Genomic DNA, 18,827 nt, shown 5'->3' on the forward strand with positions numbered 1-18,827 from the left:
CGGCAAGCCGGCGGGTGCGTGGCCAGGCCAGGTCAGGGAAGCACTCGGAGCGCGTGGCGCCCTGGCCGCCGCATGCCCACCTTTCCGGGCGTGGAGCCCGCGGCGGGCGCGACGCCACGAGGGCGCGCATGCCTCCGCGGCCAACCAGGAGGACGGGACCGTGCGTGGGGAAAGAGGCGTGGGAGTGCTGTTGGTGGGGTGGCTCGTGCTGGCCACGGGCGCCTGTGGCCTTCCGCGCGACACCCACGGGACGCAGGCACGCATCCAGCAGGAAGGCCTCCTGCGCGTCGGGCTGGTGCGTCACGCGCCGTGGACCGAGCTCCTGGACGGCAAGCCCACCGGCCCCGAGGCCCAGGCCGTGGCACAGCTGGCCGAGCAGCTCGGCGCCCGGGTGGCCTGGACGGTGGCCCCCGAAGCCGAGCTGATGCACGCCTTGAAGGAGCGCGCGGTGGACCTCGTCATCGGCGGCATTCCCGCGAAGGCGCCGTGGGCGAAGCAGCTCGGCACCGGCCACCCCTATCTCACCACCCAGGTTCGCGTGGGGGCGCCGCCCGGCCAGTCCGTGCCGGAGACGCTGGAAGGCCTCACCGTCTTCGTGGCGCGGGGCAGCGACGCCGGGCCTCGGCTCCAGGAGGAAGGCGCACACGTCCGCGAGACGGATGCGCTGCACGAAGCGCCCGGGTTCCGGGCCGCATGGGACTGGCAGCTCGCGGCCTGGGGCTACGTCCCGGGTGGAGCGCCGCTCCGCGAGGAACAGCGCATGTGGGTGGTGCCCGCCGGTGAGAACCGCTGGCTGCTCACCGTGGACCGCTTCGTCGTCGAGCACGCGCAGGACATCCGGCAGGGGCTCATCGCCGCGGCGCAGTCCCGAGCCTCCCGCGCCTCGGCGGAGGGACGGCGATGAGCTGGCGACAGCGGCAGCGCTCCGGCGCGGCGGATGAAGACGACCTTCCCGACGACAAGCGCAGCGTCCTGAAGCGCGCGCAGCGGCTGGAGGCCTGGGCCCTGGCCTACCTGGTGTCGGCCATCGCCGTCATCTACCTCACCCTGGGCGCCTCCCAGGCGATGAAGGCCGCGTGGCTGGAGGACCTGCTCAGCCTCATCCCGCCCATCTCCTTCCTCGTGGGCAGCCGCGTCGCGCACCGGAAACCCTCCCGCGAGTACCCCTACGGCTACCACCGTGCCGTCACCGTGGCGTACCTCGTGGGCTCGGTGGCGCTGCTCTTCATGGGCCTGTGGCTGCTCGTGGAGTCCGTCCTCAAGCTGGTCCGCGCGGAGTACCCCTCCATCGGCACCACGCAGCTGTTCGGTCACACGGTGTGGATGGGCTGGCTGATGCTGGCGGCCCTGGCCTGGTCGGCCATTCCCTCCGTGCTGCTGGGCCGGGCGAAGCTGCCGCTGGCGGAGGCGCTCCACGACAAGGTGCTTCACGCCGACGCCCTGATGAACAAGGCGGACTGGCTCACGGCGGTGGCCGCCATGCTGGGCGTGGTGGGCATTGGCATGGGGTGGTGGTGGGCGGACGCGGTGGCCGCGGGCGTCATCGCGCTGGACATCTCCTGGGATGGCCAGCGGCACCTGCGCACCTCCCTGGGCGACTTGATGGACCGCACCCCGCGCACGCTCGACTCCAAGCATGCCGAGCCGCTGCCGCGCCGGATTCACGAGGCGCTCAGCGGCCTGGAGTGGGTGGAGGCCGTCCACGTGCGGGTGCGCGAGGACGGACACGTCTTCTGCGCGGACGTGCGCGTGGTGCCCAGGGACAGGGGCCCGGAGCTCGTCACCCGGCTGGGGAACGCCGCCGAGGCCCTCAAGCGCCTCGACTGGCGCCTGCGCGACGTGATGCTGGTGCCCGTGGAGCGGCTGGGCTGAGGCCATGCGGCCCACGCCGCCGTGTCAGCGGCCCGGCGAGCCCGCGTCCCCGAACGTGTCGCACGCGTCGAGGCGGCCCTGCTCCAGCCCGCGGCGGAACCAGGAGACGCGCTGCGCGGACGAGCCATGGGTGAAGGACTCGGGGACGACGTAGCCCTGCGCGCGCCGCTGCAAGGCGTCGTCGCCGATGGCCGCCGCCGCCCCCAGCCCCTCCTCCACGTCCCCCGCCTCCAGCAGCTGCCCCTGGCGCTGGGCGTGGTGGGCCCAGCTGCCGGCGAAGCAGTCCGCCTGGAGCTCCTGGAGCACGGACAGCGCGTTGGCCTCCTCCGGAGACACGCGGCCCCGCATGGCCTGGACCTGCCGGGAAAGGCCCAGCAGGTTCTGCACATGGTGGCCCACCTCGTGCGCCACGACGTAGGCCTGCGCGAAGTCGCCGGGCGCGCCGGCGGGCCCCCATCGAGACCTAGGGCTGGGACATGGCCTGGATGGCGGACCGGGCCTGGCCTTCGTCCGCGGTGATGGAGACGACGAGCCGCTTGAGGCAGCCTTCGAACTCCTGCCGCAGGGCTTCCGCCGTCACCGCCTTGAGCAGCGCGGGCCGGCGCGTCACCGCCTCGGGCTCGAAGCCGCGCACGCGCGCCGTGAGCAGCGCGTTCACCCACGCTTCCGCGGTGATGAAGGACACGGCCTGCGACGCCAGCAGTTGCGCCCGCGCCCGCTCCAGGTCGCGCTCGGACACCTGCTTCGCGAAGCCCGAGAGCGCGTCACGGACCGTGGCGATGCCCTCGGCCATGCGCTGCGCGTCCACCGCGCCCTCCACGACGAGGTGGGCCGCTCCGCCCCGCCCCAGCCAGGGCTGCGCGTGGAAGCCGTAGGTCGCCCCCCGGCGTGAGCGCATCTCCCCCGTGGCCGCCCCGGACATCAGGCTCGCCATCAAGGCGTAACGTGCCTCCAGCTCCGGCGTGGCCGTGGGCAGCCGGCAGGCCAGATGCACCTGCGCCTGGCTCGCCCCGGGACGCGGCGTGAGCAGCGCCTTCGCGCTGGAAGGCGCCGCCGGCAGCTCGGGCGCGGGCGGCACGGCCACGGGCGTGGGCTTGCCCCGGCTCCATCCGCCCAGGTACTTGCGCGCCAGGCCTTCGACTTCCTTCACGTCGAGCTCGCCCGCGATGACGACCACCGTGTTGGCGGGGCGGTACACGTCCTCGATCCACGCGTTGGCCTCCGTCCAGGACACCTGCGCCAGGTCCTCGCCGCTGGCCTCACGCCCGTAGGGATGCGCTCCGTACAGGGCCGTCTGCAGGTGGCGCTCGGCCAGGACCTCTGGGTAGGTGTCCACGGCCCGCCGCCAGGGCAGCACCTGCTCCCGGTAGTAGCGCACCACGTCCTCGGAGGTGCGCGTGGAGTCGAGCTGCTCGGCCAGCATCGCCAGCATGTTGCCGACGTTGCCCGCAGTGCCGGAGATGCCGACGCGCAGATGGTCCCGCCGGAAGGAACCCGAGGTGTGCAGTCCCCAGTCGCTGGGGCGACCTTCGAACCAGGACTCGCGGAAGGAGCCCCAGTTGGCCAGGTCCGCCACGCCGGGCTTCGCTCCGTGGGACCAGCCACCGCCCAGCGCCGCGCCCACGCGCACCACGGGGAGGCCCGGACGCGGGACGAGGAGCACCTCCATGCCGTTGTCGAGCTTGAGCACGTGGACGGGCGACTCCAGCGCGGCGGTCATGGAGGCCGTCACCCGCTCGGCGGGGGTGCTCGAGGGCGCCTCGTCCGCAATCGCCGGGAGGCTGGCCGCGACCGCGCCCGGCGTCTCGCCGGGCCGCACGACGATGATGCGCGCCCGGTCCCGCTGGAGCCACTGGTAGGAGAAGTCCGTCACGTTGCCGCCACCCAGCGCCATCAGCGCCATCTGCGAGCGGGTATAGGAGCGCACGTCCTGCGTGAAGTGGGTGAGCAGCGCGCGGCGCTCCGTGCGGAAGAGGAGGTCCTCGGACTCCAGCACCATGCCCGTCACGACCTGACGGCGCATGGCCTGGAAGTCGAACTCGCGCCCCAGCACCCCACCCGCCTGGATCTCCTGCGCCCATGCGTTCTGGACCTGGTCCAGGACCTTGCCCGCCGAACGCGCCGGGTCATCGCCGCGGCTGAGCGTCACCCGCACCACCAGCAGCGAGGCACGTGTGCCCGGAATCAGGTCGGTGGAGATGCCCGCGATGTCCCCGTCACTGCGCTGTGCCCCCCAGAGGCCCTGGCTGAAGGTGGCGCGAACGAAGTCGTGCACCGCGCTGGCCTCCTCGAAGCCACGCGGCAGCACCCACGACAGGTACACCTCGGGCGTCGGCACGGCGGCCGCGTAGACGGGAACCGACTTCTGGGGCGGCGCGATGGATGGCGCCGTGGCCTGCGCGGGCAGCCGCGGCTCCAGCGCCAGCGGCGCGCCCGTCCCCACCCAGGCCTCGGGCAGGTTCTGCCGCAGCGTGGCCTCCACGGCCGCCAGGTCCACATCTCCCGCGATGACCAGGGTGACGTTCTCCGGCCGGTAGTGCGCCCGGGCGAAGCGCTGCGCGTCCGACAGCGTCAGTGCGGACAGCGTCTCGTGCGTCCCGATGATGGGGCGCGCGTAGGGATGGCCCGCGGGGAACGCGGAGGCGTGCATCCAGCTGAAGACCTGCCCCACGTAGCCCGTCTCGTTGCGCTGGCGGAGCTCGTTGCGGACCACCTCGCGCTCCACCGCGAAGACCTCGGGGCTCACGCCCGCGAGCGGCGCGGACAGGCGCTGGCCCTCCATCTTCAGGAGCACGGGCAGCGACTCCTTCGGCCCCAGCGTCTCGTAGGACGTGTAGTCCAGGCTGGTGGAGGCGTTGTAGTGGCCGGCTCCGGAGGCCTCCAGCCGCGTCCACACGGACGGCCCGCCCGCGTGACGGGCGCGGAAGGCCAGGTGCTCCACCACGTGCGCCAGGCCTTCCTTGCCGCCCGGGTCGCTGGAGCCCCCGGCCCCCACCACGGCGACCACCGCCACCACGGGTGAACGGGTGTCCTGCTCCACCACCACGCGGAGCCCCGAGGGGAAACGGAAGTCGCGCAGCGGGAAGGCCACGTCGCGCATGACCACCTGGCCACGCTGCGGCAGGGTGGCGCACGCGCTCAACAGCACCGCCAGGGCGACGACGGCGGCTGCGGGTCGCCAGGGAGAAGACGAACGGACTCGCGGGGGAAACATCCAGGCTCCAGGTGACAACCGGGGAGCGACACGGAGGGCACACGCCCACCGCCTCCCCCCGGGCGGAAGTGATTCTCGACGGCAATGAGGCGGAGTGCGGACCGAATGGCCCCTGGACTCAAGGCCAGACGGTGCAAAGACTCATACCATCCACGGCTGAACAGGCCAAGCGTGCCGGCCGACTGATTTGCGATTACAGAGCTCCTGGCAGCTCCGCCATCCTGGCAATTCCCCATTAGCGCTGACGAAACGCAGGCGTGCATTCCGTCACGCACGGGACGCGGGCTGGCCAGTGCAGCGCCAGGTCAGGCAACACACGTAGCGGGATGGCCAGGCCCCGGCCACACGTGAGGTCGGGCAGGCGCTGGAGTTGCCGCCCAGGTCCAATGCCAGGACGCGACGCCCGGCCAGCCGCTGGGCACGGCGTGGGGCCGCCCGATTCGTCCGTGGGGTCACCTCTCGAAAGGATGCCGCCCATCTCGGCGGGACGCCTCAGCCCAGGCGTCGGATGAGCCTTGCAGGAACCCCTGCCACGAAGCTGTTCGGAGCGACATCCGCGGTCACCACCGAGCCGGCGCCCACCACGGAGTTCTCTCCCACCGTGACGCCCGGCAATATCGTGACGGCCGCGGCAATCCAGACATTCTTCTGGAGGATGATGGGCCTGGCGACCGCGGAGGCACGCCGTCTGGACGGCTCCAGGGGATGGCTCGACGTGATGAGGTTCACCTTGGGGCCAATCATGACATCATCGGCGATGTCGATACCGCCGATGTCCATCAGCGTGCAACACTGGTTGATGAAGACATTCCGACCGACGCGGATGTTGACGCCATGGTCGGTATAGAAAGGCGGAATGAGCGAGAACGTGGTGTCGACTTTCCTGCCGGTCAGCTCGCTGAAGCGCGCCCTGATCTCTTCGGCATCGTCGAATGAGAGCTTGTTCAGCTCCGCGGTCAGGCGCATCGCCCGCCGGATGTTATTGAACATCACCTCGGATTCAGGGGTGCCAATCCGCACCTCCCGGGGAAGGAATGGCGGCTCGCCATGCATGGGTCAGGACTCCTCGGGTCCAATCCGTCGCTGAGCGACAGCGTGTTGTGACAAAGGACCCTAGCCATTGCGCCACGGTGATATCAAACAACTCATCTGACGCCGCGATACAACCATTCGTTGTACGTGCGCTATGATGCCCAGGCGGTCCTGGGGCGAGAAGACGGAGTGACATGGATCTCGATGGTGTGCGGACCTTCCTTGCCGTGGCCGACACGGGGCAGTTCCAGGAAGCGGCGGCGAGGCTGTCGCTCACGCAGCAAGCCGTCTCCAAGCGTATCGCCGCACTCGAGGCCGCTCTCGGGGTCCGCCTGTTCGTCCGGACGCCGCGCGGGGTTCAGCTCACCACCGACGGGCGGGTGTTCCTGCCTCACGCCCGCAATCTGCTGGAAGCGGCAGCGCGAGCGGCGGACTCCGTGCGCCCCGGCCGCCGTGGGCTGCGCGTCGACGTGGTCAATCCCAACCTCGGCCCCGCACGACTCCTCCGAGAATTCCATAGCGCGCATCCCGAGATTCAAATCGATGTCGTCACCCACCTCTTCGATGCGAAGACGGCCCTGGCCGCGGTGCGGACGGGAGCCATCGACGCGACCTTTCGCGCCATCACCCAGCCTGCCCGGCAGCTGACGGACGGCGTCGAGGCGCTCCGCGTGCTCGACGACCCCGTGGAGTTGCTCACGAGCCATACGCACCCGCTCGCCGCCGCGAGCTCGGTGACGCCCGCCGAGCTCGCGAGGCACAAGGTCTGGATGCCCTTCCTCGTCCCGGGGACCGAGTGGGCGGCCTACTACGACGCGCTTGCAACGAGATTCGGGCTCACCATCGACACCATGGGGCCCGACTTCGGCATCGATGCGCTCCTGGAGGTCGTCGCGGGCTCCTCGACCCTGGCCACGCTGGTCGGTGAGCACATCCGGCTGGTGTGGCCGTCCGAATACGAGCTCCGCCGCATTCCCATCCGCGGCCCGATGCTCGTCTACCCTCACTCCCTGGTCTGGCGAAGCGACAACGCGCACCCGGCGCTCGCGAAGCTCCGCGACCACCTCCACTCCCGGCTGGACGTCTACCGGCGCCCCAAGGCGTGGACTCCGCCATGGCGGAAGCGCTGAAGGCGGTGGGGAGCCTCGGGCCCACCGCTCAGCGGGCCTGGACCGGCGTATCCGCGGAGGGGGGCTTCGGCAGGTCGGCGTCCTTCAGTACCCGCCCGCGACGCTGACGCTCCGTCGCATCCGTGTAGCCCCGGTCCACCAGGCCGCTCAGGTCGAAAGGCAGGCGCTGGGCGCGCTCCAGCGTCTCCGCGCGCGCCTCCAGCGTCTTTGCCGCCACCTTCTCCTCGTAGCCCACGCCCACCAGGATGCGATTCGAGCTCTGCGGCACGATGAACTCGTACAGCTGCGTGAAGGCCACCTGCCACGTATGCACCATGGCGTCGTAGCGGTGGTTCGGAGGAAAGGCCCAGACGTTCCCCACCACCGCGCCCTGGGGGCTCAGCTTCGCGCGCACCGCCGCCAGGAACTCGGCCGTGGCCAGGTGCTCGGGGATGCTGTCCGGCCCATAGGCGTCCAGGAAGATGAGGTCATACGCCGGCCGCTCGGCTTCGATGAAGCGCCGGCCGTCCCCCACGTGCGCACGCAGGCGCGTGTCCTCCTTGAAGCCGAAGTAGCGCTTCGCCACCGTCACCACGTCCGGGTCGATGTCCACCACGTCGATGTGCGCGCGCGGCACCACCTTGCGCAGGAACATGGGCATGGCACCACCGCCCAGCCCGATGACGAGGATGCGCTTGGGCGCGGGCACGTAGGCCAGCCCCACCATGGACACCTGCGTGTAAGGCAGCACCAGGTCCAGGGGCCTTCCCGGCCGGACCACGCTCTGGAGCGCGCCCGAGGAATCAAAGCCCAGGTAGCGCCGCCCCTCGTCGTCCTCCGTCACCGAGATGAAGGTGTACGGCGAGGCCTTCTCATACAGGACCTTGCGCGACGCGAAGGCCGAACACGCCAGGACCGACAGCCCCACCAGGACGAGGCGCCGGGTCACTCGGTGCATGTCCACTCCTCCAAGGTACAGAGTACCAAAAAGACAGCATTTCTCTCAGGAAAAACAACAGGTTGACGGGCACGGCTCCGAGGTTCACCTTGCCGCGCATGAGCCACGCCGAGGCGCCGCTGCCCGACAATGCCCGCGCCATCATCGACGAGGAAGAGGCCTTGCTGGCCCGTGTTCAGTCCACGCTGGAAGCCGCGCGGCGCAAGTCCGCACGCGGACAGGACAACCAGGGACTTGTCGCCCAGCTTCAAGTGCTCCGCGACGATGCGGCCACCGCGGCCGTGGCCGACCTGCCTCACATCTTCGCACAGATGAATCAGATGCGTTCCCTCATGGAACGCCAGGAGGCGGTGAAGCTGCCGGACCCGCAGGCCCCCTACTTCGCGCACCTGCGACTCCAGGGGGAAGGCGGCCCGCGCGACTACCTGCTGGGCCGCACCACGTTCGCGGACGTGAGCGCCGGCGTGCGCGTCATCGACTGGCGCTTCGCGCCCGTGGCCCGCGTCTTCTACTGCTACGAGGAGGGCGACGACTACGAGGAGTACTTCGGCGAGCGCCTGGCCGAGGGCAGCGTGGAGACGCGCCGGCTGGTCGTCATCGAGCGCGGCGTGCTGACGCGCATCATCGCCGGGCCGCTCGTCCTGGAGCGCGGCGCGGACGGCACCTGGCACAGCGTGAGCCGAGACTTCGCCTCGCTCCAGTCGGGCGGCGCGGGGACGGCGGCGCGGCCGGAGTTCCTCGGCACCGGCAAGGGCGCCCGCCGCATCGACGATGCCTTCGGCGTCACGGCCATGCTGGACGCCGAGCAGTACGAGGCCGTCTCCACCGGGCCGGACCAGCCGCTGCTCGTGCTGGGCAGCGCGGGCAGCGGGAAGACGACGGTGGCCCTGCACCGGCTGGCGAAGCTCGCCTTCGACGACCCGCGGAAGTTCCCCCAGGCGCGCATGAAGCTCATCGTCCCGGAGGAGGGGCTGGCTCGGCTGTCGCGCCGCCTGCTCGCGCCGCTGGGCCTGGGCAACGTGGCCGTGCAGACGCGGGACGCGTGGCTGCTTTCCACCGCGCGCGCCGCCTTCGACCTGCCCGGCATCAAGCTGTGGCATGACACCCCGCCCCTGGTGTCCCGCCTCAAGCGGCACCCCGCCCTGCGCCGCGCCCTGGCGGCGCGCGTGGGCGTCCCGAAGTCGGACGCGGGCACCACGCTGGAGCGCCTGCGCAAGCGATTGGCGGATGCGTACATGGACCGGCGCTTCCTCGAAAGCGTGGTCCACGCCGCCAAGGGAGAGATTCCGCTCACGGCCATCGACGAGACGCTGGAGCACACCCGCCTCCAGCTCGCCACGCCGCTGGCGAAGGCGCTGAAGGACATCACCGACGCGGAGCGGCTCATCACCGTGGATGGGCGCTCCATCGAGGAGGACACGCCGGACGCCATGGCCGGCACCGTGGATTTGGACGACCTGCCCATCCTCATGTTCCTCAAGGCGCAGCACACCTCCCTGGGGCTGGAGCGGCTGGCGCACGTCGTGCTCGACGAGGCCGAGGACTTCTCCCTCTTCGAGCTGTTCGCCGTGCGGCAGCTCCTGGGCAAGGGGAAGAGCTGCACGCTCGCGGGCGACGAGATGCAGCAGACGGACGCGGGCTTCGCGGGGTGGCCCGCCGTCCTCAACGAGCTGAACATCCGCGACGCCGCCACCTGCCGCCTCCAGGTCTCCTACCGCTGCCCCCGCCCGGTGGTGGCGCTGGCGCGGCAGGTGCTGGGCGCCCAGGCCCCGGAGGCCCACGTCACCGGCCGCGAGGGCGCTCCCGTGGGCTTCCACCACTTCCCGGACGAGGCCCAGGCCCAGCTCTTCATCGGTGAGGCGCTCCGGGACCTCGTCTCCCGCGAGCCCCACGCGTCGGTGGGCGTCATCGCCAGCAGCCCGGAGTCCGCGCAGGCCATCTACCGCGTGGTGGCGGACCAGCCCTGGGCGCGGCTGGTGAGCGACGGAGCGTTCACCTTCGAGCCCGGCGTGGACGTCACCGACGTGGGCAGCGTGAAGGGGCTGGAGTTCGACTACGTCATCCTCCCGGACGTGACAGCGCGGGCCTACCCCATGGACGACGAGTCACGCCGCCGCCTGCACGTGGCGGTGACGCGCACCTCGCATCAGCTCTGGGTGGTGTCCTCGGGCGTGCGCTCGCACCTCGTCAGGCCCGAGGACGCGGCAGCTCCACGATGAAGGTGGAGCCCTGGCCGGGCGCGCTCTCCACCCGGATGCGGCCGTCCATGGCGTCCACGATCTGCTTCACGATCCAGAGCCCCAGGCCCAGCCCGCCGTAGTGCCGCTCGCTGGCCAGGCGCTCGAAGCGCTGGAAGAGGCGCGCGCGCCCCTCCGGCGGGATGCCCATGCCGTGGTCCTTCACCGACAGCCACGCGTGGGAGGCCTCGGCGCCCACCCGCACCTCGATGGGGCACCCTCGGCCGTACTTGATGGCATTGGAGAGCAGGTTCTGCAGCACCTGCTCCAGCCGCAGCCGGTCCCAGTGGCCCATGGCGGGGCCCTGCGCGTCCAGGCGCAGCTCACAGCCCGCGCGCGCCAGGTCCTCGGAGAAACGGGGCACCACCTCGCGGGTGAGCGCGGCCAGGTCCAGCTCCTCGCGCTCCAGCACCAGCCGCCCGGCGGTGATGCGGGACACGTCCAGCAGCTCGCGCACCAGGCTCGACAGGCGGGAGACCTGCCGCTGCACGGCCACGACCTTCGCCGAGAGCGCGTCGGAGGACGCGGGCGTGCCGCCCGGGCGCGGCTCCATGTCCCGCCGGAGGGCCTGGACGTTGAGCATCAGCGAGGTGAGCGGCGTGTTCAGCTCGTGGGACGCCACCGACAGGAAGCTGTCCCGGGCGCGCACCGCCTCCTGGGCCTCCGTGTACAGCCGCCCGTTGTCCAGCGACGTGGCGGCGCGGCGGGCGAGGTCCTCCGCCAGCCGCACGTCCGCCTCGGTGTAGCGGCGCCGGGACTCCGAGTTGAGCAGCGTCAGCGCGCCCAGCACCCTGCCCCGGCTGATGAGCGGGACGATGATGTACGTGGTGATGCCCAGCGCCTCCACGGCCCGCCGGTACTCCAGGTCGCCCCCCTGCGTGGCGGCCAGCACCGCGGCGAAGTCCGGGACGAACTCGGTGACGCCGGTGCGCAGCACCTTGCCGATGCCCGTCGGGTCATCCAGGCGGACCGGAAAGCGCGCCTGGAACGCCTGCCCCTCCGCCTCCAGGTCCGGCTTCCCGTAGGCCATGGCGGCGCGGCGCACCTGTCCGTCCGGCATGGGCAGGTCCACCGAGCACGCGTCCGCCAGGATGGGCACGGCGAGGTGGGCCAGGCGCTGGAGGATGAGGTCGTGCTCCAGCGACGACGCCAGCACCTCGCTGGCCTGGGCCAGGAAGGCGGCATGGCGCTGCGCCCGGCGCATCTCGTCGTAGAGGGCGCGGAGCGTCGCCTCCTGCTTCTTCTCGGCGGTGATTTCGCGGCAGAAGAAGACGACGTGCTCGTGGGCGCGGAGCAGCCGCAACACGAACCAGCGGTCCACCGCCTGGGCATGGCGCTCGAACTCGGCGGCCTCCCCCGTCTGCGCGACCTGCCGGAAGCGCTCCTGGAAGGAGGACTCCGTCCACTCGGGATGAAGCTCCCACAGCGCCCACCCCAGCAGCTCCTGCCTCGGCCGGTTCAGCAGCCGTTCCAGGACGGGATTCACGTGCACGCACACCCCGTCCAGCAGGCAGACGGCGACCGCCTCCGGAACCTGGTCCAGCAGGGCGGTGTCCAGCCCGGTGCCTTCCGACCCGCGGCGGCTGCCGCCAGCAGGGTCCTGTCCGGTCTTGAGTAGGTCCACGCGGTCGGTGTGAGAACGGGCCAAGGCGGTGTCCCTGCCGATTAACACTTCCCTCACGCCTACCCCACTGTCACGCGCCAGAAATCTGCATGACAGGTGACATTTTCCGAGCCCCGGGCCTCCCCCCGGCGCCGGTGTCCACGACTGAACAGGACGTGGGCCGCGGGCCCGCCGGGTTCAGGGCTCCTGACGCCCCTGCCGCCAGGCCTCTCGGCGCCGCTCCTGGGCCTCCCGGCGTTGCAGCGCGTCCTGCTCCTGGGCCGGCAGCTCCGCCAGCCGCGTGCGGTGCATGTCGATGCTCAGCTCGTAGAGGCCCCGGTCCCGCTCCGGCAGCACCTCCCCGTACTGGGACAGCACCGCTTCCGAGAAGGTAATGAAGTCCTCGGACATCTTGCGGCGGTGCCCGTAGTAGTCGCGAATCTGCTCCACCGTGGCGTCGGCCGAGAGGACCTTGCCGTACAGCTCGTTCCAGTGGCGGGATGCCGCCTCGCGGCGCTCCAGCACCGCCGGGTCCTGCGTCGGGGCCGCCAGCTCCCAGTAGAGGTTGTCCGGCAGCTTCGCCCGAATCACCTGCAGGTCCACGGGATGCACCTTGGGCGTGTTCTCGTCCTCCACCGGCTCGGGAGGGCGCGTCAGGTCCACCGGGGGCGGGGCGGGCGTGTGAGACGGCGGCGAGGGCGCGTGGGCCACGGGTGGCGACGCGGGGACCGGCTCCGGTGCGGCCGCTTCCGGGGCCACGGGCTCCGCCACCGGACGCAGCGCGTACACGAGCGCCGCCGCGACCAGCACCAATGCCAGGACAATGCCCGGCAGGCCTTTCTTCCATGCACTCACGGCCATGTCGCTCCGCATACCGCGCACCGCGAGGAGGCGGCAACCTCCCCTGGATGGCGCAATGCATTACACCCCATGCCGCAACGCAGCGCACCCCTGGCGCAATGCATCATCAAGCTTCGTCTGCCCCGAGACATGAAACAACCACAAACCGCCTGACTCTGATGCAACGCCATTGTATACACGGGTTTTCCAACTAAACCCGGAGGTCCCCGAATGAAGAACCTCGTCCTGGCCGGACTCACGGCCGCCGCGCTGGTGCCCGCCGCCGCCCGCGCGGAGGTCCTCGTGTCCGGCATCGTCGACGTGCTGGTCGACGGTGGCAACAACTACAACTGGCAGAAGGTGGAGCTGCCGGGGACCAAGTGTGGCAATGGTTCCCAGTTCAAGTTCTGGGTGCATCGCACGAGCTCGCCCAACCTGATGTTCCTGTTCGAGGGCGGCGGCGCGTGCTGGGATTACGACACGTGCAGCGGCCGCGCGGGCCTGCTGGGCGCCGCCAACCCCAACGGCATCGCCGACGACTACATCACCCAGTTCACCGCGAAGTACGTCTCGCCGCTCGTCAACGGCGCGGACCCGGGCCTGCCGGGCCGCAGCAAGACGGACCTGGTGACGAAGGGCTGGAACATCGTCTACGTGCCGTACTGCACCGGTGACGTGCACGTCGGCAACAACGTGGCCACGTACACGGACCCGACGGGGCAGAACCCGCCGCTGACGTGGCACCACAACGGCTACGCCAACACGATGGCGGTGGCGAACTACGCGAAGACGCAGTTCCCCAACGTCCAGAAGATGCTGATGACGGGCTACAGCGCGGGCGGCACCGCGACGGCGGCCGGCTACTACTTCGTGCGCAAGGCCATCAACCCGGCGCGCGGCTACCTGCTCAACGACTCCGGCCCCATCTTCCTGGCGCCCAACGCGAACCACCGCTCGCGCGCGCTGCACGACCAGATTCGCCAGTCGTGGAACCTGAACTCCGTCTTCTCCCTGCTGCCGGCCACGTTCAGCCAGAACGACTTCGGCACCATCAACCGCATGGTGGCGATGGAGTTCCCCAACGACCAGCTCGCCTACACGGGCTACACGCGCGACTACAACTACTCGCGCTTCTCGTATGAGCGCTTCCACACGCCCAACGACAAGGAGTCCCTGCACGGCTACTGGAAGCAGGACCAGGACGCGCTGGTCGCCGAGCTGAACAAGTACAACAACTTCAGCTACTTCATCCCGCACGAGCGCGCCATCAACCAGAGCCACTGCAGCACCATCATCACCTTCATCGGCGCGCACGCCTGCCAGCAGATGGAGAAGAAGCGGCACTGGTACGAGTACCTCGAGTTCCCCTGGAGCCAGACGTACAAGTGCTACAGCGAGTTCGTGGGCATGGACACGTTCCTGTCGCGGTGGATTGACGGCAACCAGCGCATCCGCATCTACGAGCCCGCCAACGGCTACAACGCCGAGGACCCGGGCATGCAGATTGTCGCGCCGCTCATCAACGGCGCGCTGGGAGGGTAGTCACCGCCGGACACCGGGCCTTGTGGCCGGGTGGACACGTGGAGCGGTGCGCCGGGCTTCCTGGCGTCCCGCTTCGCCGTTTCAGGGGCCGGGCGGCAGCCTCCTCTCCCGGCGCTGGCCTCGCGGCCGGCGGGGCGGTAGAGGCAAGGCACGCCATGGACAACCTCACCCACGGACTGCTCGGGCTCGCCATCGGCGCCCTGCGCCCGCCCGACGTGCGGCCCGGCGCCCCGGAGCGCGCGTCCCCCACGGACCGCGCGGTGCTGGTGGCGTCGGTGCTCGCCGCGGAGCTGCCGGACCTGGACACGCTGCTGGCCCGCGGCGACGCGGTGACGGTGGCGCTCCAGGCCCACCGGGGCCTGTCCCACGCGCTCGTCTCCGCCCCGCTGGTGGCGCTCGCCGCCACGCTGGCGGCGCGCGCCGTGTTCCGGGGCGCGAGGCTCCTACCGGTGTTCCTCTCCAGCCTGGCGGCCGTCGTCTTCGCGCACCTGCTGCCCGACCTGTGGACGGGCTGGGGCACGCGGGTGCTGCTGCCCTTCTCCGACACCCGCCTCAGCCTGGACTGGACGATGGTGGTGGACCCCTGGGTGACGCTGCCGCTGCTCGCCGCCGCGGCGGTGGCGTGGCGCCGGCGCTCGGCCTGGCGCAAGGCGCTGCTCGTGGGCCTGGCGTGCTCCGCTGGCTACGTGGGCTTCCGCGTCGCCACATGGGCCGCGCTGACGCAGCGGGTGGAGGCGGCCTACCCGGCCGCGCAGGCCGTGCGCGTCTTCCCCCTCCCCTTCTCCGTCGGGACCTGGCGCTATGTGGCCACGCTGCCCGGCGACGTCTTCGCCGCGGGGGACGTCCCGCTGTCCGGCCCGCCAGCCGAGGCCGCGCGCGAGCCGGCCTCCGCGGCCGTGCTGCCGGAGGACGTGCGGGCCGTCCCCACCGTGCGCGAGGCGCTGGCCTGGGCGCGCTTTCCGCGCATCAGCCTGGAGCCGCTCGCGGACGGCGGCCGGCAGGTGCGCATCGCCGACCTGCGCTACCACCTGCGCGGCGAGCCCACGCTGGCCTTCGTCATCCGGCTGGACGCCGCCAATGTCGTGACGCACGCGCAGCTGGAGCGAGGCGGCAGCGCACGCGAGCTGCTGCGCCGGTGGCGTGGCCAGCAAGCGGCGCCCTGAGCCACGACAGGGCACGGCCCCGGCGGGAGGAAGGTGTCCTCCCCACCGGGGCCGCGTACCCGGGCACTGCCGCGAGCGCCGCGCCGCTCAGGTGAGGCCCGGCAGCGTCCCCGTGTAGTCGCGGTTGCCGAAGGTGTTCCCGCTCACCCCGAAGGCCTGGGCGATGGAGACCAGCAGCTTGTTGTGCGCCACCGCGCCGCGCAGGGGCGTCGCGGGACCGCCCCAGCCCTCCAGCGGGTTGGAGTTCGCCGCGCGCAGGCGCAGGAAGCGGCCCATGCGGAACTTGCCGCCCGCGCCGCCGGCGAGCACGGTGGGGACGCGCACGTTCATGTGGCCGGACGCATCCCCCAGCTCGTTGCCCCAGAGGATGAGCGTGTTGTCCAGCACGGAGCCGCTGCCCTCCTGGATGGAGGCCAGCTGGGTCATCAGGTAGGCGACCTGCTCCGCGTACCAGCGCTGCACCTGCACCATCTTCCCGCGGATGGTGGACCGGCGAGGCTCCTCCGCCACGTCGAGCAGGTGCGCGATGTCGTTGTGCGTGTCCTCGTGGATGCCCAGCCAGGGCATGGACGGCCCTGGAATCGTCATGGTCACCACGCGCGTCAAATCACACGCGAAGGCCCGCGCGATGAGGTCCAGGTGCAGCCGCGTCAGCGCGGGCATGTTGGCGAGGTTGCCCAGGCCGCCCAGGCCATAGGACGGCGGCGCGGAGCCGCCACCGCACGCGGCCTCCGCGGGCTGCGGTGTGGGGTTGGGCGTCGGGTCCGTGCCCAGCGCGCCCAGGCGCCGCTCGATGTCGCGCAGCGCCTCCAGGTGCGTCTCCAGCTTCTGGCGCTCCGCCCCCGCCAGGCGGTTGCGCAGGCGCGTGGCGTCCTTGACCAGGAAGTCCAGAAGGCTCCTGCGGCGCGCCAACTCGCCCGCCACCTGGGCCGGGTCGGCCGTGGGAGCGGGCGCGTCACCGAAGAGACGCTGGTACACGTTGGCCGGGTCGCGCTCGAAGGGCACACGCGAGCCGTTCGCCGTGAAGCTGATGCTGTTGTAGACGTGCTGCCCGCCGAACTGCTCCCAGGCGTTGAGCTGCAGGGAGCGGAACCGCGTGCCACCGCCGATGTGGTTGCCAATCACCTGGTCCAGCGAGGCGCTCTCCGGCAGGTGGTCCCCGCTGGCGGTGTTGACCTTGCTGCCGGTGAGGAAGGTCACGGGGCCACCTTCGTGGCCCGTCAGCCCCTGCTCGTAGAGCACCTGGTAGTCCAGGCCGTCCAGCACCAGCAGCTTGTCCTTGTGCGCCTCGAGCGGGGCCAACATGGAGTTGGGGAAGTCGAGCGTGAAGCTCGACTCGGTGCCCTGCGGGTTCCATAGCTCCGGCAGGCAGCCATGCGCGGTGAAGAGGGCGATGAAGCGCAGCGGCGGCGTGGTGCCCTGCGCATAGGCGTCGGTGGTGCCAAGCAGGTTGGCCAAAGGGAGCGCCGCCGTCGAGCCGGCCAGCGCCTGGAGCAAGGAGCGTCGGGAAAGTTCGCGGAGCATGGTGGCTACTCGGGGGAAAGGGTACGCCGGTGGACGAAATAGGGAGAGCGCACGAGTCCGACGAGCGCATCGCCCAGGCGCCACTCTGAATTGGACCGGAAGGCCGCGCGCATGTCGGCCAGGACGGGCTCGTCAATGGGAAGCTCGTCGCGCCCCATGGCGTAGCGGAAGAGCTGGAGCGGCACGCAGTCCGCTACGTCGTCACTCTGCGCCAGGATGCGCGCCAGCTCGGCGGCGCCCGTGAAGGAGACGGTGCCCGTCGAGAGCTCCACCGAGCCGCTGGCGTCCACGTCGAGGCCGTTCTCCGAGGTGCGGTACTTGCCCAGCCCGTCGAAGTCCTCGAAGCCGAAGCCGATGGGGTCCAGGGTCCGGTGGCAGCCCGCGCAGGTCGGGTTGTTGGTGTGGGCGGCAAAGCGCGCGCGGGTGGTGCTGTCGAGCACCGGCTCTGGCGGGACGATGGAGATGGTGGCCGGCGGCGGTGGCACCTCGCGGCACAGCAGGCGGCCGAGGACGAACTTGCCGCGGCGGATGGGCGAGCTGGAGTCGAAGAGCGCGTAGGTAGCCAGCACGCTGGCGTGGGTGAGGATGCCTGCGCGGTTGGCCGGCAGCGGCAGCCGTCCCAGCGTGCCGTCCGGCATGGAGGGCTGGGTGTCGTAGAAGTACGCCATGCGCGCGTCCGCGTACGTGTAGTCCGCGTTCAACAACTCGCGCACGGAGCCGTTGCGCTCCGTCAGGATGTGGTCGATGAAGGCCTTCGTCTCCGCCTGGCTGGAGTCCTTGAAGGCCACACTGAAAGCCGGGAACACCTGGTTGTTCTTGTTGAGATTGGCCTGTCCGGTGATGCCCAGCCACTCCTCGACGAACCGGTAGAGGTGCCGCCGCGCGGCGGGCGTGGCCAGCAGTCGGCGGGCGTGCTTCTCCCGCTCGTCCGCGGAGTCGAGCTTGCCGGCCTCCGCCGCGGCGAGGAGCTCCGCGTCCGCGGGGCTGGCGGTGATCGCGAACGACAGCGCCGTGGCGGTTTCATGAGGCGTCAGCCGCACCACCTGGTTGGCGTCGGCCTCCATCGCCCCCAGTTCGGTGCGGTACAGGAAGGACGCCGAGGAGAAAATGGCCTGGAGGACATAACGAGCCGCGGTGCCTGGGTCGTTACCCTTGCGCGCGTCCTTCCAGAGCACCAGGAAGTCCTCCACGTCCTCGTCCGTCACGGGACGGCGGAAGGCACGCGTGGCGATGCCACGAATGAACGTCTCCGCGCACTCAAGCTCCGGCACGCTCGAAGGGCACGTCCACTCCGCCTGCAGTTGGTTCTTGCCGTACTCCGCGACGCTCCTTGCCGCGACGTCGATCTGGTCCGCCAGCAACGACGTGACCTGCAGTCGGTCGTGCGTGGAGAACCCGAGGATGGTGTCCTCCGGCGCGAAGGCATACGTCATCACCAGCGGTTGAGTCGTGGGGAAGATGGCGTTGACGCTGTTGTCGTACTCGGCACGCGTCAGGCGCCGGACACGCGCCGAGGAGGCCTCGTCGACTTCAGGAGGCGCCCCGGACGAGGACTTGCCGGAACACGACACTGCTGACAGCAGCAAGGCCGCGGGAACGAAGAAACGAATGAGTCGCATACGCAAGGCACCCTCGAACCAGCAACCCCCAGGTGGCCCCCTCTGAAGTGCTGGCTTGGCAACGATTCTAGCGGCTCCACCAACACCGTCCGTCACGAATCGAGCGCAGTGTGT

The 18,827-nt window shown here is 70.8% G+C and carries 13 protein-coding genes and 1 pseudogene; 6 read left to right on the forward strand and 8 right to left on the reverse strand.

Annotated elements, in window-relative coordinates; translation table 11 throughout:
- The first annotated feature begins 160 nt into the window (after nt 1-160).
- Together VZL07_RS03815 and VZL07_RS03820 are read left to right on the forward strand one after the other, a co-directional pair.
- A complete protein-coding gene (locus VZL07_RS03815) occupies nt 161-904 on the forward strand; it encodes a transporter substrate-binding domain-containing protein (protein WP_426753962.1) in 744 nt (247 codons plus the stop codon).
- A complete protein-coding gene (locus VZL07_RS03820) occupies nt 901-1,872 on the forward strand; it encodes a cation diffusion facilitator family transporter (protein WP_426753963.1) in 972 nt (323 codons plus the stop codon). Before VZL07_RS03815 ends, VZL07_RS03820 begins: the two co-directional genes overlap by 4 nt.
- A 24-nt stretch (nt 1,873-1,896) precedes the next feature.
- On the opposite strand, the pseudogene VZL07_RS03825 reads toward VZL07_RS03820, so the two are convergent.
- The 3 genes and pseudogenes from VZL07_RS03825 to VZL07_RS03835 form a co-directional block, all read right to left on the reverse strand.
- Nucleotides 1,897-2,316, reverse strand: a pseudogene (locus VZL07_RS03825) (neutral zinc metallopeptidase); the annotation flags it as partial.
- Between the two features lie 19 nt (nt 2,317-2,335).
- The gene (locus VZL07_RS03830; RefSeq protein ID WP_426753964.1) at nt 2,336-5,086 is read right to left on the reverse strand and encodes a M16 family metallopeptidase; all 2,751 of its coding nucleotides are present in this window, start codon (nt 5,084-5,086) and stop codon (nt 2,336-2,338) included.
- A gap of 492 nt (nt 5,087-5,578) precedes the next feature.
- Nucleotides 5,579-6,139, reverse strand: a complete 561-nt coding sequence (locus VZL07_RS03835; RefSeq protein WP_426753965.1) for a sugar O-acetyltransferase — start codon at nt 6,137-6,139, stop codon at nt 5,579-5,581.
- Nucleotides 6,140-6,312: 173 nt separating this feature from the next.
- Here VZL07_RS03835 and VZL07_RS03840 point away from each other — a divergent pair, with 173 nt between their 5' ends.
- Entirely contained in the window at nt 6,313-7,248 is a 936-nt protein-coding gene (locus VZL07_RS03840) for a LysR family transcriptional regulator (RefSeq protein ID WP_426753966.1), read from the forward strand.
- A 28-nt stretch (nt 7,249-7,276) separates the two neighbouring features.
- On the opposite strand, the gene VZL07_RS03845 is transcribed toward VZL07_RS03840, so the two are convergent.
- Nucleotides 7,277-8,185, reverse strand: coding sequence for a spermidine synthase (locus VZL07_RS03845; RefSeq protein WP_426753967.1), 909 nt, complete (start codon nt 8,183-8,185; stop codon nt 7,277-7,279).
- Between the two features lie 98 nt (nt 8,186-8,283).
- On the opposite strand from VZL07_RS03845, the gene VZL07_RS03850 reads away from it, so the two are divergent.
- Complete coding sequence (locus tag VZL07_RS03850) at nt 8,284-10,404, forward strand: ATP-binding domain-containing protein (protein WP_426753968.1); 2,121 nt, start codon at nt 8,284-8,286, stop codon at nt 10,402-10,404.
- Here the strand turns inward: VZL07_RS03850 and VZL07_RS03855 are convergent.
- Nucleotides 10,373-12,070 (reverse strand): ATP-binding protein, encoded by a 1,698-nt coding sequence (locus VZL07_RS03855; RefSeq protein ID WP_426753969.1) that lies wholly within the window; start codon nt 12,068-12,070, stop codon nt 10,373-10,375. The genes VZL07_RS03850 and VZL07_RS03855 overlap by 32 nt on opposite strands.
- Before the next feature lie 153 nt (nt 12,071-12,223).
- Nucleotides 12,224-12,886, reverse strand: a complete 663-nt coding sequence (locus VZL07_RS03860; RefSeq protein WP_426753970.1) for a hypothetical protein — start codon at nt 12,884-12,886, stop codon at nt 12,224-12,226.
- 210 nt (nt 12,887-13,096) lie between these two features.
- Between VZL07_RS03860 and VZL07_RS03865 the strand changes: the two genes are divergently transcribed.
- Together VZL07_RS03865 and VZL07_RS03870 are read left to right on the forward strand one after the other, a co-directional pair.
- Nucleotides 13,097-14,407 carry a pectin acetylesterase-family hydrolase gene (locus tag VZL07_RS03865; RefSeq protein ID WP_426753971.1) on the forward strand — a complete coding sequence of 437 codons (1,311 nt, stop codon included), beginning with the start codon at nt 13,097-13,099 and terminating at the stop codon, nt 14,405-14,407.
- Between the two features lie 155 nt (nt 14,408-14,562).
- On the forward strand, nt 14,563-15,570 hold the full coding sequence (locus tag VZL07_RS03870; protein ID WP_426753972.1) for a metal-dependent hydrolase: 1,008 nt from the start codon (nt 14,563-14,565) through the stop codon (nt 15,568-15,570).
- 87 nt (nt 15,571-15,657) lie between these two features.
- Here VZL07_RS03870 and VZL07_RS03875 read toward each other — a convergent pair whose 3' ends face one another.
- Complete coding sequence (locus VZL07_RS03875; RefSeq protein ID WP_426753973.1) at nt 15,658-17,094, reverse strand: DUF1552 domain-containing protein; 1,437 nt, start codon at nt 17,092-17,094, stop codon at nt 15,658-15,660.
- Nucleotides 17,095-17,099: 5 nt separating this feature from the next.
- Nucleotides 17,100-18,713 carry a DUF1592 domain-containing protein gene (locus VZL07_RS03880; RefSeq protein WP_426753974.1) on the reverse strand — a complete coding sequence of 538 codons (1,614 nt, stop codon included), beginning with the start codon at nt 18,711-18,713 and terminating at the stop codon, nt 17,100-17,102.
- Nucleotides 18,714-18,827: the final 114 nt, after the last annotated feature.

The sequence above is a fragment of the Pseudomyxococcus flavus genome (assembly GCF_050038885.1).
Lineage (GTDB): Bacteria > Myxococcota > Myxococcia > Myxococcales > Myxococcaceae > Myxococcus > Myxococcus flavus.

Excerpts from the sequence above, each read along its gene's own strand:
- VZL07_RS03845 (WP_426753967.1), bottom strand. The coding sequence starts at position 8,185 with ATGCACCGAGTGACCCGGCGCCTCGTCCTGGTGGGGCTGTCGGTCCTG.
- VZL07_RS03830 (WP_426753964.1), bottom strand. The coding sequence starts at position 5,086 with ATGTTTCCCCCGCGAGTCCGTTCGTCTTCTCCCTGGCGACCCGCAGCC.
- VZL07_RS03880 (WP_426753974.1), bottom strand. The coding sequence starts at position 18,713 with ATGCGACTCATTCGTTTCTTCGTTCCCGCGGCCTTGCTGCTGTCAGCA.
- VZL07_RS03840 (WP_426753966.1), top strand. The coding sequence starts at position 6,313 with ATGGATCTCGATGGTGTGCGGACCTTCCTTGCCGTGGCCGACACGGGG.
- VZL07_RS03875 (WP_426753973.1), bottom strand. The coding sequence starts at position 17,094 with ATGCTCCGCGAACTTTCCCGACGCTCCTTGCTCCAGGCGCTGGCCGGC.
- VZL07_RS03870 (WP_426753972.1), top strand. The coding sequence starts at position 14,563 with ATGGACAACCTCACCCACGGACTGCTCGGGCTCGCCATCGGCGCCCTG.
- VZL07_RS03850 (WP_426753968.1), top strand. The coding sequence starts at position 8,284 with ATGAGCCACGCCGAGGCGCCGCTGCCCGACAATGCCCGCGCCATCATC.
- VZL07_RS03860 (WP_426753970.1), bottom strand. The coding sequence starts at position 12,886 with ATGGCCGTGAGTGCATGGAAGAAAGGCCTGCCGGGCATTGTCCTGGCA.
- VZL07_RS03865 (WP_426753971.1), top strand. The coding sequence starts at position 13,097 with ATGAAGAACCTCGTCCTGGCCGGACTCACGGCCGCCGCGCTGGTGCCC.
- VZL07_RS03820 (WP_426753963.1), top strand. The coding sequence starts at position 901 with ATGAGCTGGCGACAGCGGCAGCGCTCCGGCGCGGCGGATGAAGACGAC.
- VZL07_RS03835 (WP_426753965.1), bottom strand. The coding sequence starts at position 6,139 with ATGCATGGCGAGCCGCCATTCCTTCCCCGGGAGGTGCGGATTGGCACC.